16 protein-coding genes and 1 tRNA gene are annotated in these 15,729 nt (G+C 65.6%); 11 read left to right on the forward strand and 6 right to left on the reverse strand.

From position 1 onward, the window contains the following. Positions 1-8: 8 nt before the first annotated feature. From LFT44_RS03850 to LFT44_RS03860, 3 genes are all read right to left on the reverse strand, one after another. The gene (locus tag LFT44_RS03850; RefSeq protein WP_236801189.1) at positions 9-428 is read right to left on the reverse strand and encodes an NUDIX hydrolase; all 420 of its coding nucleotides are present in this window, start codon (positions 426-428) and stop codon (positions 9-11) included. Next, positions 425-901, reverse strand: a complete 477-nt coding sequence (locus LFT44_RS03855; protein WP_442863765.1) for a DUF6314 family protein — start codon at positions 899-901, stop codon at positions 425-427. Before LFT44_RS03855 ends, LFT44_RS03850 begins: the two co-directional genes overlap by 4 nt. A gap of 1 nt (position 902) precedes the next feature. Continuing rightward, positions 903-975: transfer RNA gene (locus LFT44_RS03860), tRNA-Arg, on the reverse strand. An 83-nt stretch (positions 976-1,058) separates the two neighbouring features. On the opposite strand from LFT44_RS03860, the gene LFT44_RS03865 reads away from it, so the two are divergent. Beyond that, a complete protein-coding gene (locus tag LFT44_RS03865) occupies positions 1,059-1,829 on the forward strand; it encodes a DUF998 domain-containing protein (RefSeq protein WP_236801190.1) in 771 nt (256 codons plus the stop codon). Here the strand turns inward: LFT44_RS03865 and LFT44_RS03870 are convergent. Beyond that, complete coding sequence (locus tag LFT44_RS03870) at positions 1,826-2,452, reverse strand: hypothetical protein (protein WP_236801191.1); 627 nt, start codon at positions 2,450-2,452, stop codon at positions 1,826-1,828. The two genes, LFT44_RS03865 and LFT44_RS03870, sit on opposite strands and share 4 nt — an antisense overlap. Positions 2,453-2,484: 32 nt before the next feature. Here LFT44_RS03870 and LFT44_RS03875 point away from each other — a divergent pair, with 32 nt between their 5' ends. Further along, positions 2,485-3,315, forward strand: a complete 831-nt coding sequence (locus tag LFT44_RS03875) for an inositol monophosphatase family protein (RefSeq protein ID WP_236801192.1) — start codon at positions 2,485-2,487, stop codon at positions 3,313-3,315. Here the strand turns inward: LFT44_RS03875 and LFT44_RS03880 are convergent. Continuing rightward, entirely contained in the window at positions 3,248-4,540 is a 1,293-nt protein-coding gene (locus LFT44_RS03880) for an HNH endonuclease (RefSeq protein ID WP_442863780.1), read from the reverse strand. The two genes, LFT44_RS03875 and LFT44_RS03880, sit on opposite strands and share 68 nt — an antisense overlap. Before the next feature lie 318 nt (positions 4,541-4,858). Here LFT44_RS03880 and pcrA point away from each other — a divergent pair, with 318 nt between their 5' ends. Further along, positions 4,859-7,405 (forward strand): DNA helicase PcrA, encoded by a 2,547-nt coding sequence (pcrA, locus tag LFT44_RS03885; protein WP_442863781.1) that lies wholly within the window; start codon positions 4,859-4,861, stop codon positions 7,403-7,405. 49 nt (positions 7,406-7,454) lie between these two features. On the opposite strand, the gene LFT44_RS03890 is transcribed toward pcrA, so the two are convergent. Further along, positions 7,455-8,033, reverse strand: a complete 579-nt coding sequence (locus LFT44_RS03890; RefSeq protein WP_236801194.1) for a TetR/AcrR family transcriptional regulator — start codon at positions 8,031-8,033, stop codon at positions 7,455-7,457. Between the two features lie 129 nt (positions 8,034-8,162). Here LFT44_RS03890 and LFT44_RS03895 point away from each other — a divergent pair, with 129 nt between their 5' ends. The 8 genes from LFT44_RS03895 to LFT44_RS03930 all read left to right on the forward strand — a co-directional run bounded on the left by LFT44_RS03895 (position 8,163) and on the right by LFT44_RS03930 (position 15,724). Continuing rightward, positions 8,163-8,840, forward strand: a complete 678-nt coding sequence (locus tag LFT44_RS03895) for an NADPH-dependent F420 reductase (protein WP_236802791.1) — start codon at positions 8,163-8,165, stop codon at positions 8,838-8,840. 29 nt (positions 8,841-8,869) lie between these two features. Continuing rightward, positions 8,870-9,337: an NAD(P)H-dependent oxidoreductase gene (locus LFT44_RS03900; RefSeq protein ID WP_236801195.1), complete on the forward strand. Its 468-nt coding sequence runs from the start codon at positions 8,870-8,872 to the stop codon at positions 9,335-9,337. Between the two features lie 115 nt (positions 9,338-9,452). After that, positions 9,453-10,130, forward strand: a complete 678-nt coding sequence (locus LFT44_RS03905; RefSeq protein WP_236802792.1) for a hypothetical protein — start codon at positions 9,453-9,455, stop codon at positions 10,128-10,130. 224 nt (positions 10,131-10,354) lie between these two features. Further along, entirely contained in the window at positions 10,355-11,524 is a 1,170-nt protein-coding gene (gene sucC, locus LFT44_RS03910) for an ADP-forming succinate--CoA ligase subunit beta (RefSeq protein WP_236801196.1), read from the forward strand. A gap of 11 nt (positions 11,525-11,535) precedes the next feature. Continuing rightward, positions 11,536-12,438, forward strand: coding sequence for a succinate--CoA ligase subunit alpha (sucD, locus tag LFT44_RS03915; protein WP_236801197.1), 903 nt, complete (start codon positions 11,536-11,538; stop codon positions 12,436-12,438). A gap of 192 nt (positions 12,439-12,630) precedes the next feature. Then, complete coding sequence (locus LFT44_RS03920) at positions 12,631-13,362, forward strand: FadR/GntR family transcriptional regulator (protein WP_236801199.1); 732 nt, start codon at positions 12,631-12,633, stop codon at positions 13,360-13,362. A 226-nt stretch (positions 13,363-13,588) separates the two neighbouring features. Continuing rightward, positions 13,589-14,938 carry an MFS transporter gene (locus tag LFT44_RS03925; protein WP_236801201.1) on the forward strand — a complete coding sequence of 450 codons (1,350 nt, stop codon included), beginning with the start codon at positions 13,589-13,591 and terminating at the stop codon, positions 14,936-14,938. A 9-nt stretch (positions 14,939-14,947) separates the two neighbouring features. Then, complete coding sequence (locus LFT44_RS03930) at positions 14,948-15,724, forward strand: SDR family NAD(P)-dependent oxidoreductase (RefSeq protein WP_236801203.1); 777 nt, start codon at positions 14,948-14,950, stop codon at positions 15,722-15,724. The last annotated feature ends 5 nt before the right edge of the window (positions 15,725-15,729 follow it).

A 15,729-nucleotide genomic window follows, 5' to 3' on the forward strand; every position in this document is an offset into this window, starting at 1 on the left:
CAGCCCTGCTAGACGGCCCTCGATGCCAGCAGGGGCAGGATGTGGTCCGTCAGCAGCGGCGCCAGGTCCTGCGGGAAGTCCGGGCCCTCGGCGGGTGTGGTGATGTCCAGCCAGCGGATTTCCGCGATTTCGGCAGCGGGGGTGGCCTGCCAGGTGCCCGGGGCCAGGAACACGGTGGCTTCGATGTCCGTGGCGGCCTCGTTCGCGGCGTCGGCGAGCCAGACCCCCATGAGCTCAAGTTCCTGCGGGTGCAGGACGATTCCCACTTCTTCGGCGAGCTCGCGGGCGGCGGCCTGGACGGCAGTTTCACCTGGTTCCGGTTTGCCGCCGGGGTGCATGAACATGGCCGTTCCCCGTTTCCGTACGGTCAGGAGCCGTCCGGCGTCGTCGAAGACACAAACGGCGGACACCACGATCCGGTCCTTCACCCGGGGATCCTTTCCAGGCGGGAGACCAGCAGCAGGTCCTTGCGAGGGCCCGTGACATCCCAGCTGTAGCTGAACGCGTCGGGGCCCTGGCAGGTGTAGGTCACCCGGTAGGTGTCGGGATCGCACCAGTGTGAGTCCAGGCTGGCGTCAGGGGTGAAGCTCATGCGGTGGAACGGCCGGCCGTCGGGGAAGAACACGTCCAGCGCGTCCGCCCGGGCTCCGGGCCTCAGGACGTACTCCCGCGAGGCGGGGCCGGTGAAAGCAGGCCAGCGCATGGTGCCTTCCTCATGAAGGTGCAGGCCGCCGTCGTCCGTTGGCGTGAAAAGGACGACGCCGGAAAAGGTTCCGCGGGTGCCGTCCGACCTGTCCAGCAGGTCCCGTTCCACTTGCCAGCGGCCTGGCTGCCCATACTGCGTTTGTTGGCTGCCCAGGAGGTAGGCGCGGAGGCTGGGCTCCGGGGAAGGAGAGTTCAAGTGCCCTCGATTGGAATCGAACCAACGACACCGGCTTTAGGAGAGCCGTGCTCTATCCACTGAGCTACGAGGGCGCGCATCCGGTGATTCGGCAGGGCCGGTCCGTCCGGACACGGTTACAAGCATACAAGGTGCGGGGGCGTACTACGCTCAAGGCATGAGTCCAGCCCCAACTGCCGCTCCTGCCGTTGCATTCATCCCGAACGTTGCGTCCACCCGGCATTACATCGGGGCGTGGGCTGTTTTGAGCGTCCTGCAATATTTCCTTGCGGAGGCAGTGGTGGCTGTGGCCTGGGCAGGGCCCCGTCCGTACGATCTGCGGACCGGGTACATCAGCGACCTGGGCGCGCTCCACTGCGGCATCTATTCCGGCCGGGATGTCTGCTCGCCCTTGAACTGGCTGATGAACGGCTCGTTCGTGCTCCAGGGCCTCGGGCTGTTGCTCGGGGCGGTGCTGCTGACCTCGGGGCTGCTGCGCGTGGCGGCCCGGCCCGGTACCGGGGTGGACTGGCGGCGCCGGAAGCCATGGCTTGCAGCGGCGGCGGTCCGACTGCTCACCGGAGCCGCCGGGGCCGGAACCGTGCTGGTGGGGCTGGTCCCTGAGGACGCGGGCTCGCCGTGGCACTACACCGGTGCCATCGCCTATTTCATAACCGGCGGAGCCGCCCTGGTGGTGCTGGGAATCCTGTGGCTGGGTAAGACCCCGATGGCGTGGTTCCTCTTGGTGTGCGGGGGCGTGTCGCTGGCAGCTACGGCGACCGGGGGCCTCACGCACATGGAGGTCCCCGAACCCGGCACGCTGGAGCGGCTGATGGGGTATCCGGTAACGGTGGGCATGGCCGCCGCGGGCTTGGTCATCGCGCAGCGCGTGCACCGGCACCGGAAGGAACGACGGGCGGCGGCGGCCGCAAAGACGGCTGCTGTTTAGCGCTCTTTCCGTTCGCGGCTGTTGAGAAACACGGCCGCGGCCCCGGCCAGGAGGCTCAGCACCAAAAGCACCCAGCCTGCAACGGTGAGGCCGGACGCCAAGGCAACCTGGCCGGCGTCGGGACCCGGCGTGCCCATCATGGCGTCAATGGCCACGTTGCCCCACAACCGGACCACGACGAACAGCATGGGGAGAGCCCAGAGGGCCCACCGCAAGGCTTTCTTCGCCACGTTGGTGCCGATGAGCAGCAGCCACGTGAAGCCGAAAATCAGCGGGAAGAGCGTCCCGGCGGTCTTGTGGACGTAGCTCAGCTGGCCCAGGGCGTCGCCGTTCATGACTCCCTGCAGCCGGCCGATGTAGGCGGCATCGAACCCGCCCACCAGTGAGTCCGGCATGGCCATATCTTGGGAGAGCTGCGTCATCTGGCTCAGGGTCAGCAGGTGCAGGTACCAAAACAGGAACAGGCTGGCCACCACACCCGCAATGACGATCAGGTTGCTGTTGCCTTGCGCTTTCTGCGGAGTACGCGAAGTGGTGGGATTGACCACCGGTGGCAGGTGATGCTGCGGGACGGCAGCGTTGGCGCCGTGCTTCTTGATCCGCTGGGCAGGGGTTTTGGCCATGGCACCATTATCCCGCCCCATAAACTGAACCTATGACCACTGGCCGACACAGCGCAGCTGTTCTTGACCCCTCATTGGATGACTACGAATTGGCGGCAGCGCTGGTCCGGGAAGCCGGACAGCTGGCCCTCCTCATGCGCATGGCTGGACTGGAGTCGGAACAAAAAACGTCCGTCTCCGACGTGGTCACTGAGGCTGACCATGCTGCCGAGGCCTACGTTCTGGAGCAGTTGCGGCGCTGCCGGCCGGATGACGGCATTCTTGGCGAGGAAGGGGCTTCCGTCCAGGGCACCAGCGGGCGTACCTGGGTAATCGACCCCGTGGACGGCACTTACAACTTCCTGCACGGTTCCACCTACTGGTGTTCAGCCCTTGCCCTCAAGGACCGCCGCGGCGTGCTGCTGGGCGCGGTTTTCCAGCCTGAGGAGGACAAGTTGTGGCTGGGCGGACTTGACCGGCCTGCCACCTTGAATGGCGAAGCACTGACCTCGTTTTCTGCTGGCGGTGGCAGGCGCAACACCACCGGTGTTGCCGAACTCGGTGCGGCCACCTACATCCACCCCACCTGGCTGATGGACCCCATGTGTGCCATGCCGTGGCACGCTGCGGCCACCTCCGCGGCGTCGCTCCGAATGCTCGGCTCCGGCTCCTGCGACTTGGGCCGGGTGGCGGACGGGCAGCTGGGGTGCTGGTTCCAGCACAGTTGCCCGGAGTGGGACTGGCTGCCCGGCAAGGCAATTGTCCTTGCTGCCGGCGGTGCCGTGGACACCGTCCGGGTGAACGGGCTCGAGTGGTTCATAGCAGGAGGAGCGACGGCGGTGCGTGAGTTGCGTGCCGCCCTCGAGTCAGGCTCGGTGGCCTAGGCGTCACCAGCGCGCTGCCGCCGGCTGCGCCGGGGAGTGGTGGTGCGGTGGAGTGGTAGGTGTGGCCGGTTGGGGTGGTGGTTGCCACGGTGTGGCGAGGGCCGGGGACGGGTTTGGCGGTCCAGCCAGGTGTTTCCTTGGCGTGGTTGCAGGCTTCGCAGAGTCCCTGGCCGTTGCCGGTGGTTGTGGGGCCGCCGCTGTGCCAAGGCCTGATGTGGTCGTGGTGCCTGATCGGGGCGTCGCAGTACGGGGTCCGGCAGGTGTCGTCCCGAATTTGGAGGAAACGCTTCAGCCCCGCCGGGAACAACCGGGCTTTGGAGTCCATCGCCACCAATTCACCTGTGCCGGGGGCGGTGTAGAGCCGGCGGATCCAGAGGCTGAGTTCTTCAAGGGCTGCCGGGTTCGGTGTCGGTGCTTCAGCTTTCGATGATCCGCCGGTGAGGGCGAGTTCCCTTGCCCATGCCGCCGGGATGGTGCCGTACCCGGGCAGCCGTGCGGGTTCGGCACCGGCTTGGAGGAGGGTGCGGTCTGTCATGACGAGCTGGACCTCCACCCCGCTGATCCCGCCCGGGATCCCGGTGATCCTCTCGACGAGGGTGTCTGCCATGACCTGTCCCCGCGACCTCTCATCCCCGGCCGAACGCAGCGTGTCGGCATCCCGGGCCAGTGCCGCGTAGGCGGCTACCCCCTGTGAGACGGGGAGCAGCGCGGTCAGGTACGTCATGGTGTCCGGGGCCGGGCGCAGGCTCACACACCGCTCGGCCACGGCCCGGGCTGCCCGCCTCGCGACCGAGGCGGGGTCCCGCCGGTAGGCAGCGGCCCGGACGGCGGCGGTGATGGCTTTGTCGCCCATGCCATCCAGGGCGCCGGTGTCGGCGGCGAGTTCCTCATCCACCCCGGCCCGGTCCTCCGGCGAGAGGCAAATGGTTTCCTTCACGATCAGCGTGGCCCGCCACTCACTCAACAAACCACTTCGAAACGCAGCGGAGGTGTGCGGCATGCCGGTGAGGGTTTTGGCCATTCCCAGCAGCCGGGAACCCTTCGCCGGCGACTCGCGCCGGGCCAGCGCGATCTGCGCCGCCACCCCGGCACCCTGCTCACCGGCCGGGACCCCGCCCGCGGCCTGCCCACGCCGCTGATCGGCGTCGAAAGCCACAGCAAGCCCCGCCTGCCGGGCACCCGCCACGCACTTCAGGTCCTCCAGACGGCGCATCTGGTCCATCATTCCCGCGTCGTCAGTAGCCAACGGAACACGGGCCAACAGGCTGAGGACATCACCAATGGAAGGCGCAGCAGGCGGCAATGGATCGGCTTCCCTGGCAGTTTGATCGACTGCGGGGGACTGAAGCGCACCAGCAGCCAGGAGTCCATGAGGCTCCGCCCCTAGCACTGCCGCCGTCCCCAAAACCGCTCCCATATAAAGAGTCTTCCACCAGGGTCTGACATGGGCACTTACCTTTCTGCCTATGTGGATAGAGGCGTGTAATCCACAGGCTGGAAGGCGTTGTCGGTCCCACCGCCTAGACTTGTAGGCACCATGAATATGTTGTTTGACCCGTACTCTGACGGACCGTTCAAGGCCGCTCCTGCCGCCACCGCCCGCACCAGGACGGGGCCGGAGGGCGTTGCCACCGCGGCCGGACCGGGCGGAGTGCCGGGTACCGGCATGGATGGGCAGCACCAGGCCGGCGGCTGGCAGCAGGCCAACCAGGACCGCGGGAACCGGCACGATGCCGGCGGCCACCATGGCCGCCGCCTGGATGCCGCCCAGTTGCTGGAGGGACTGAACCCACAGCAGGAGGAAGCGGTCAAGCACGGCGGCTCGGCGTTGCTGATCGTCGCCGGTGCCGGATCGGGCAAGACACGTGTCCTCAGTAACCGGATCGCTTACCTGATCGCCACGGGACGTGCCCATCACGGCGAGATCCTGGCCATTACGTTTACGAACAAAGCCGCCGCGGAGATGCGGGAACGCATCGAGGCCCTGGTGGGCGGGCGCGCAAAGATCATGTGGATCTCCACGTTCCACTCGTCCTGCGTCCGGATCCTCCGGCAGGAAGCTGCCAACGTCGGGTTGAAGTCGAACTTTTCCATCTACGACTCCGCCGACTCGCTGCGGCTGGTCACCCAGGTGTCCAAGGGGCTGGACCTGGACCCCAAGAAGTTCGCGCCCAAGGCCATCCAGCACAAGATTTCCGCGCTGAAGAACGAGCTGGTCGACGCTGATTCCTTTGCCTCGGCAGCCAACTACAACGACCCCTTCGAACACGCGGTGGCAGACGTCTACAAGGGCTACACCCAGCGCCTCCGACAGGCCAATGCCATGGACTTCGACGACCTCATCGCCGAGACCGTCTACATGTTCCGCGCCTTCCCGGCGCTGGCTGAGTCTTACCGCCGCCGGTTCCGCCACGTCCTGGTGGACGAGTACCAGGACACCAACCACGCCCAGTACGCGCTTGTGCGGGAGATCGTGGGCGAGGGCCCCGGAGCTTCGGAACTCACCGTGGTGGGCGACTCGGACCAGTCCATCTACGCGTTCCGCGGCGCGGACATCCGCAACATCGTGGAGTTCGAAAAGGACTACCCGGAAGCCCGCACCATCAAGCTGGAGCAGAACTACCGCTCCACCCAGAACATCCTTAGCGCCGCCAACTCCGTGATCTCGCGCAACCCCAACCGGCCCGAAAAGCGGTTGTGGACTGCCGAGGGTGAAGGCCACAAGATCATCGGGTACGTCGGCGAGAACGAGCATGACGAAGCGCAGTTCATTGCCAAGGAGATCGACCGGCTCCAGGACGAGGAGAACCTCCGCCCCGGTGACGTCGCCATCTTCTACCGCACCAACGCCCAGTCCCGCTCCATCGAGGACGTGTTGGTGCGCGTGGGTCTGCCCTACAAGGTGGTGGGCGGCACGCGCTTCTACGAACGCAAGGAAATCAAGGACGCCCTTGCTTACCTGCGGGTCCTGGTGAACCCGGACGACGACGTCAACCTCCGCCGGGTGCTGAACGAGCCAAAGCGCGGCATAGGCGACCGCGCCGAAGGAGCCATCGCAGCCCTGGCCGAGCGGGAGCGGACATCCTTCATGGCCGCGGCGCGCCGGGCGGATCAGGCGCCGGCAATGGCCACCCGTTCCGTCAACGCCGTCCTTGGCTTCGTGAAAATGCTGGACGACCTTGCCGAGGTAGCCGCCGGGTCCGGGGCTGCCGCAGCACTCGAAGCCGTCCTGGAACAGACCGGCTACCTTGCCGCCCTCAGGTCCAGCACGGATCCGCAGGACGAGTCCCGTGTGGAGAACCTGGCCGAACTCGTGGCCGTGGTGCGCGAGTACGAACAGGAAAACCCGGAAGGGTCGCTGGCCGCGTTCCTGGAACAGGTCTCCCTGGTGGCGGACGCCGACCAGATTCCGGATGCCCCCGGCGCAGACATTGACGAAGCCGTGGCCGAGGCCAAGCGCCTGGGCGTGGTGACGCTCATGACCCTGCACACCGCCAAGGGCCTGGAATTCCCGGTGGTCTTCCTCACAGGCATGGAGCACGGGCTCTTCCCGCACCAGCGCTCCGCCACGGACCCCAAGGAACTGGCGGAGGAGCGCCGGCTGGCCTACGTCGGCCTCACGCGTGCCCGCAAGCGGCTGTACGTCACCCGGTCCGAGGTCCGCAGCATGTGGGGCCAGAGCCAGTACAACCCGGCCAGCCAATTCCTGGAGGAAATCCCCGCCGAGCTCCTGGAATGGAAACGCGAGGGAACCAGCAGGCAGGCCGGCGGGTGGGGCGGTGGCTCCATCGGATCCGGCCGTTACAGCGGGTCCTTCTGGGGAGCCGGAACGGCCCGCGGCGCAGCGGCTGATTCATCGGCCGGCTTCAACGCCGATGTTCCGGCTTTCATCGCCAAGAACCGGGTGCAGCCGCAGAAGGAAATCATCGCCGTCAGCGTGGGGGACAAGGTCAACCACACCAGCTTCGGCAACGGGACCGTCCTGGCGCTTGAAGGGGCCGGGGACAAGACCGTAGCCAAGGTCAAGTTCGACGTCGGCGAGAAGCGGCTGCTGCTCCGGTACGCGCCGCTGACCAAGCTGGACGCCTAGGAGACATTCCTGCCCGTGCCGCGCCCATACGCGGCGTGCCCGGCACGCGCTATGTACCCGGGCAGGCGTCGGCGATGAGCCTTCGGGCCATGTCTACGGCGCGCGTTCCGTACGTTCCACCGTCGAGGACGGCTGCCGTGGCGTAGGCTCCGTTGAGGACGATGAGGAGTTCTTCGGCGATCCGGTCGGGGTCCTCCGCCCCGCCTTCAACGGCCAGGGAGCAGAACCAGTCGCGGACCTGTTGCTTGTGGGTCACTGCCACCAAGTGGGCAGGGTGCTCTCCTTCGGGAAACTCAGTGTTGGTATTCAGCATGGGGCATCCCCGGTAGCTGCTGCCGGCGCAGTCCGTGGCGAGTACTTCGAAGACGGCGATGAGCTTGGCACGTGGATCCGCGTGTTCTCCGGCAGCCCCGCGCATGCGTTCAAACCAGGCGTCCGCGCGGCCTTCGACGTAGGCGGTGGCGAGGGCGTCCTTGGTGGGGAACTGGCGGTAGACAGTCGCGTTGCCAACTCCGCAATCCTTAATGACCGTATCCATCCCCACGGCCCTGATGCCCCGCGTGTAAAACAGGCGCGTAGCCACGGCGAGAATGTTGCGGCGGTTCTCCTCGCCCGTCCTGCGCGCCATGAAACCACTCCTTTCAGATTTCGGGATGTCTACTTGCTTCAGTTTGACTGACGGAACGATCCGTCACAAGCTTGAGAACGATCCGTCACATTCATTTGGGCACTACCCGACAAGAAGCAGGAGAAGATGATGAAGGCAGCAGTACTTGGAACAGGCATGGTCGGCCGGACCATCGCCGCACGCCTTGCTGAGCTCGGTCACGCCGTAACCATGGGCACCCGCGATCCGGAGGCAACGCTGGCCAGGAGCGAGGCCGACGCGATGGGAACGCCGCCCTTCGCCGCCTGGGCCAATCAGCGTCCCGCCATCAGGGTTGCCGGCTTCGCAGACGCCGCCATGGGGGCGGAACTCATCGTCAACGCCACCAACGGCGGCGCGTCACTCGAGGTGCTCGGCCAAACCGGGCGGGAAAATCTCGACGGCAAAATCATCCTCGACATCGCCAACCCCCTCGACTTCAGCAACGGCATGCCCCCGACCCTGTTCGTCAAGGACACTGACTCGTTGGGTGAGCAGATCCAGCGCGCTTTTCCGGCAGCGCATGTGGTGAAGGCGCTCAACACCATGAACGCGGACCTCATGGCCCGGCCGGAACAGTTGGCCGATCCCGGCACGGTTTTCGTATCCGGCAACGATGCCGAGGCCAAGGCCATCGTCAGTGGCCTGCTGAAGGACTTTGGCCACCAGGATGTCATCGACCTCGGCGACATCACTACGGCGCGTGGCACCGAAATGCTCCTGCCCGTCTGGCTCCGCCTTTGGGGCGCCCTCGGAACACCCGCGTTCAACTTCAAGATCGTCCGCTGACCCAACACTGAGAGGAGCGCCGCCCTCCAATGACCACCTACCGCACTCTCGTTGTCGTCGCCCATCCGGACCTCGCATCCACATATCCGGACCGGCAAATGGACGCCGGGCGGGAGCAGGAACTCCTTCAGCAGCACGACCTCGTCGTGCTGCTGTTCCCTTGGCACTGGTATTCCGTTCCCGGCCTACTAAAGGAGTGGATGGACCAAGTGCTGACGCATGGATTCGCCTACGGTGCCGGCGGTGATGCCTTGCATGGCAAGCGACTGCAGTTGGTCACCTCAACCGGTGGGCCCGAATCCTCCTATGCGCCGACGGGGCATAACCGTTTCACCATGTCGGAGTTGCTGCGTCCCTTGGAGGCGACCGCGCACCTTTGTGGCCTCGAAATGGCCGAACCCCTCATTTTGCACGGGGCTTCCCGGGCGACACCCGCGGAACTGGCGGCACACGCCCAGCGCTTCCGGAACCTGCTTTCGCCCGTGCCTGCAGCCTAGGAGGCTAGGCACGCGAAGCCCCAGCCCTGCAACGCGGTCGACGGAAGACTCCGGGGCGCCTCCGGTCGAGGGGTGGCGGGGCATAATTGAGGCCATGCGACGGACTGTATGGGGGATGCTCGCCGCCCTTTTCCTAATCACTGCCACAGGCTGCAGCGTGACCACGAAGGACCCCGGCTACGTCCCGCCGGCCCCGCTGAAGCCCGTGGAACAGTTGGAGAAGGCGCCGCTGGTTGACGCGAAGGCGTTCTCCAGCGGCACCGACGTCCTGTCCTTCATCACTGCGGATCGGACCGTCGCCTGCTCACTCACCTCTGCACGTGGGGAGCACCTGAACCTGCCCTATGAGCAGAACCGCTACACCGACTCCGCCAACAACAAGCTGCCCATTGTTCCCGTGGCGCACTGCGAGCTGGCCACCTACCCGGCGCCGCAACCAGGCGACATCAAGGACGACTGCGCCGGAACCCACCTTGGCTACCTGGGCGGAGTGGCGCTGGTGACCCCGGACAGTGCCCGCTACGGGGAGTGCCGGTCCGGCGTCACATCCATGGAAGCAGCCTATGGACCCAAGGGAACCAAAGCCGGGCCCTTGGCGCAGCTGCCCGTGCTCGCGGACGGGCAGAACCTCGAACGCAACGGGCTGCGCTGCTCGGCCTACAACGGGGGCGTGGCATGCGGAAACGTCTCCGCCGGCGTCGGATTCTTCGTTTCAACCGAACGTTACGAACTCATCCGGGGACCGGTCAAAGGCAGTCCCGATGCGCAGCCGGATGCCCCAAAAACCCCGTAAATCCGCGGTTTTTCTACGTTCCATAGAATAGTGTGCTTACTCACATAAGAGGTAGTCTGGGACGGCCCGGTCCCTCCAAAGGACTAGAGTTCCCCATGGAGCATTACGCCGCGTGGCTCGTTTCCAGACAGGCCGCCGGTGCGTGCAATCCGCAGCGCGGTCATCGTCTTTTCGATGGTGTCCGACTGTACCGAAACTACTTCGACGTAGAAGGACACTAAACCGTGGACCTGTTTGAATACCAGGCGCGCGATATGTTCGAGGCGCACGGTGTACCCGTGCTTGCCGGCATCGTGGCGTACACCCCAGAAGAAGCAAAGGCAGCTGCCGAGAAGATCGGCGGCGTTACCGTTGTCAAGGCACAGGTCAAGGTAGGCGGCCGCGGCAAGGCCGGCGGCGTCAAGGTCGCAAAGTCCGCCGACGAGGCATTTGAGCACGCCTCCAACATCCTGGGCATGGACATCAAGGGCCACACCGTCAAAAAGGTGATGATTGCCCAGGGTGCGGACATCGCCGAGGAATACTACTTCTCCGTCCTGCTGGACCGGGCCAACCGCAACTACCTGGCCATGTGCTCGGTTGAAGGCGGTATGGAAATCGAACAGCTCGCCGTCGAACGCCCCGAAGCGCTGGCCAAGATCGCCATCGACCCCGCCGTGGGCATCGACCAGGCCAAGGCCGACGAAATCGTCGCAGCTGCCGGTTTCGCCGAGGAACTGCGCGGCCAGGTAGCCGGCGTCATCCTCAAGCTCTGGGACGTCTTCAAGAAGGAAGACGCCACCCTGGTAGAGGTCAACCCGCTGGTCAAGACCGGCAACGGCGACATCCTGGCCCTTGACGGCAAGGTCTCCCTGGACGAGAACGCTGACTTCCGCCACCCCAAGCACGCACAGCTTGAGGACAAGGACGCAGCTGACCCGCTTGAGGCCAAGGCAAAGGCGCAGGACCTCAACTACGTCAAGCTGGACGGCGAAGTAGGCATCATCGGCAACGGCGCCGGCCTGGTCATGTCCACCCTCGACGTCGTCGCCTACGCCGGCGAGAACCACGGCAACGTCAAGCCCGCCAACTTCCTGGACATCGGCGGCGGAGCCTCGGCAGAGGTCATGGCCGCAGGCCTGGACGTCATCCTGGGTGACGAGCAGGTCAAGTCCGTGTTCGTCAACGTCTTCGGCGGCATCACCGCCTGTGACGCCGTCGCCAAGGGCATCGTCGGCGCACTGGCCGAGCTGGGCAGCTCCGCCAACAAGCCGCTGGTAGTCCGCCTCGACGGCAACAACGTCGAGGAAGGCCGCCGCATCCTCACCGAGGCCAACCACCCGCTGGTTACCCTGGCCGCCACCATGGACGAGGGCGCCGACAAGGCCGCCGAGCTCGCCAACGCAGCGAAGTAAAGGGACGCACCATGTCTATTTATCTGAACAAGGACTCCAAGGTCATCGTCCAGGGCATCACCGGCGGCGAAGGCACCAAGCACACCGCCCTGATGCTCAAGGCCGGCACCAACATCGTTGGCGGCGTCAACGCCCGCAAGGCCGGTACCACGGTCCTGCACGGTGACAAGGAAATCAACGTCTACGGCACCGTCAAGGAAGCCATGGCTGAAACCGGCGCCGACGTCTCCATCGTCTTCGTGCCGCCGGCATTCACCAAGAACGCCGTCGTCGAAGCCATCGAGGCCGGCATCGGCCTGGTCGTGGTCATCACCGAAGGCGTGCCCGTCCAGGACTCCGCCGAATTCTGGGCCCTGGCCCAGTCCAAGGTGGACGCCGATGGCAACCAGGTCACCCGCATCATCGGCCCGAACTGCCCCGGCATCATCACTCCCGGCGAAGCGCTGGTTGGCATCACCCCCGCCAACATCACCGGCAAGGGCCCCATCGGCCTGGTCTCCAAGTCCGGCACCCTGACCTACCAGATGATGTACGAACTGCGCGACCTGGGCTTCTCCACCGCCATCGGCATCGGCGGCGACCCCATCATCGGCACCACCCACATCGACGCCCTGGCCGCGTTCGAGGCTGACCCCGAGACCAAGGCCATCGTCATGATCGGCGAGATCGGCGGCGACGCTGAAGAGCGCGCGGCCGACTTCATCAAGGCCAACGTCACCAAGCCGGTCGTCGGCTACGTGGCCGGCTTCACCGCTCCCGAAGGCAAGACCATGGGCCACGCAGGCGCCATCGTCTCCGGCTCGGCCGGTACCGCCCAGGCCAAGAAGGAAGCCCTCGAAGCTGCCGGCGTGAAGGTTGGCAAGACGCCTTCCGAGACCGCCAAGCTGCTCCGCGAGGTCTACTCAGCCCTCTAGCAGTACGCACGGCGCGGGGCCACCCCAGGCCCGGTCCCTCCCCGGGGACCGGCACGGGGAGGCCCCGCGTTTGCTGTTTAACAAGCGTCCGCATGGAACGACGACGGCGGGCGGCGGGTGAACGGGCGCGTCGAGTAATGTTGAGGAAGGCAAATTCAGGGGCGCCATGCGTGCCCAGGCAGGGGAAAGACGATGGCAGAAAAGCGACGCACCCTGGTCGACGCCGTCGTGGACAAAGTCCTTGAGCACATCCTCAGCGGAGAGATTAAGGCTGGAGACGCCCTGCCGCCCGAGGCAGATATCGCCAAGGATTCCGGGGTCAGCAGGCTGACGGCGCGTGAAGCCATGAACGTCCTGAAGGCCCAAAACGTGGTCTACGTAAAACGCGGGCTCGGCACATTCGTCAATCCTCCGGAACGATGGACCGGCATGGACGCCATTATGCAGGCGGCCTCCAGGGGAGTGACCTCCGACCAGGTAGCACTGCGGCTGCTGGAAGTCCGCCGCATGGTGGAGACCGGAGCTGCTGAACTGGCCGCCTCCCGGCACAGGCCCGCCGACCTCGCCGCGCTGCAGGAAAGCGTGGACCGGATGGAAGCGGCGCACCAAACTGGGGACGTGGATGCCCTCACCGTGGCGGACATCGCCTTCCACGACACAGTCCTGCGCGCTTCCGGCAACCCCTTCGTGCCGGCCCTGCTGGGCCAGTTGTCCACACTGCTGTATGCCATGCGGCGGGAGACCTCGGCGTTCCCGGATGTGCAGCGCCACGCCATCCACCACCACAAGATGGTTCTGGCTGCCATTGCCGCCGGCGATCCTGCCACTGCCCGTTCCACCATGGACGCCCACATCACCCAGACCTTCGAGGACTACGAGCAGTTCCTTGCCATGTCCAGCCGCACTGGAGCCACCGCCGGCTGAAAGCCCCCTGGCCGCACCTGCCCAGGGGCAGCGGCGTTGCATGAGCCGCCCGATGGCGCTCCGGAAAGACCCTGTGTTGACGGTCGCGTTCCCGTGTGACTACAATCTCAGTCAGACATCAGACATCTGATATCACCATCCCCCACAAAATGCCGCCAGCCAAAGGAGTCTTCATGCGCGCGCATTCCCTTTTCAAGGGCCCCCAAACAAAAGCGGGAGGTACGCGATGACCTCCCGTGCCGCCGCCCCCGCGCTCAGCGAACTGGGCGAGACCACCCTCCGCAAGGTTCGCCGGAGGCTCATGCCCCTGATCGTCCTGCTCTACTTCATTGCCTACCTCGACCGGAACAACGTGGGCTTTGCCAAGCTCGGCATGCAAGGGGACATCGGCTTGACCGAGGCCGCCTACGGTCTGGGTGCAGGCATCTTCTTCCTGGGCTACGCCCTGCTGGAAATTCCGAGCAACGGCGGCATGTACCGCTTCGGCGCCCGCAAATGGATTGCCCGCATCCTGATCAGCTGGGGCATCTTCGCCACGGCCATGTTCCTGGTGAACGGCGAAGCCACCTTCTACATCATCCGCTTCCTGCTTGGCGCCGCCGAAGCCGGCTTCTTCCCCGCCATCCTCTTCTACCTGACCCTCTGGTTCCCGGCAGCACAGCGCGTCACCGTGCTGGGCATCTTCATCCTGGCCCAGCCCATCTCCAACGCCCTGGGCGCTCCCGTGTCCGGCATGCTCCTGAACCTTGAAGGCGTCGCCGGACTCCACGGCTGGCAGTGGCTCTACATCCTTGAAGGCATCCCCGCCATCATCCTGGGCATCATCACGCCCTTCGTCATGACGGACCGGCCCGAACACGCCAAGTGGCTCAAGCCGGAGGAACGCGAATGGCTTTCCACCACCATGTCTGAGGAACTGGCGCACAAGCAGAAGGCAGGAAACCACAACTTCCTTGCAGGCCTGAAAGACCCCCGCACCATCGCCTACTCCGCGCTGTACTTCGGTCTGGTCTGCGGGATCTACGGGCTGGGCCTCTGGCTGCCCACTATCGTCAAGGCCCTCGGAACCTTCGACTCAACCCAGGTCGGGTTCATCGTCTTCATCCCGTATGCCATCGCAGCCGTGTTCGTCTACTTCTGGAGCAAGCGCTCGGACCGTACCGGCAACCGCGTCTGGCACGCCAGCATCAGCATGGTGCTCGCCGCCGTCGGCCTCCTGGGTGCCGGCTTCCTGCTGCCGGTCAACGCGGTGCTCGCCATGGTGTTCCTGACCCTTGCGGCCATGGGCATCTACTCGGCAATCGCCCCGTTCCTGGCCATGCCGTCCGGGGCCCTCACCGGCGCCGCTGCTGCTGCAGGGTTGGCCATGGTCAACTCGCTCGGCAACCTGGGCGGCTTCGTGGCGCCCTACATTGTGGGCATCCTCAAGGATGCCACCGGGAACAGCCAGTCAGGCCTGGTCTTCCTGGCCGCCTGCCTCGCCATAACCGCAGCCGCCACCTACCTTTACGCACGCAAGCGGCCCGAAGGCGTCTCCGCCCCCGGTGCCACCCTTCCTGCCGCCGAAACCCACTAGGAAATACCAATGACAACTCAGCACGCATTCCCCGCAGAACGCACCGCAGTCCTCACCGGCGCCGCATCCGCCCGCGGCATTGGCCGTGCAACCGCCGACCGCCTGGCCAGCGAGGGCTGGTCCATCGCAATCCTCGACATCAACGCCGAAGACGCCCAGGCCGCCGCCGCGGAAATCGGTGCCAACCGGGCCGTCAAGGCCATCGGCGTGGGCGCGGACGTCTCGGACGAAGCATCGGTGGACCGCGCCATCACCGAGATTGAGCAGGCGCTTCCGCCGATCGTTGGACTGGTCAACCTCGCCGGCATCAGCTCACCCACTCCGTTCATGGAAACCACGGTGGCGGAATGGGACAAGGTCTTCGCCATCAACATGCGCGGCACCTTCGTGGTGTCGCAGCGGGTGCTCAAGGGCATGATCGAGCGGGAACTGGGCAGGATCGTCAGCATCTCCTCGATTTCCGCCCAGCGCGGCGGCGGCACCTACTCCAAGGTGGCGTACAGCGCCTCCAAGGCCGGCATCCTCGGGTTCACCCGCGCACTGGCCCGTGAAATGGGCGAGCACAACATCACCGTGAACGCCATCGCGCCGGGTCCGATCGACACCGACATCATGGGCGGCACGCTGACCGACGAGCGCAAGGCCCAGATGTCCGAGGGAATCATGATGGGCCGTGTGGGAACACGCGAGGAAGTGGCCGCACTGATCGCGTTCCTGCTTGGCGAGGACGCCGGCTACATCACGGCCGCCACCTACGACATCAACGGCGGCCTGCAGGTTTCCTGACACCA

Source organism: Arthrobacter sp. FW306-05-C, assembly GCF_021801725.1.
In the GTDB taxonomy this organism is placed as follows: Bacteria; Actinomycetota; Actinomycetes; order Actinomycetales; family Micrococcaceae; genus Arthrobacter.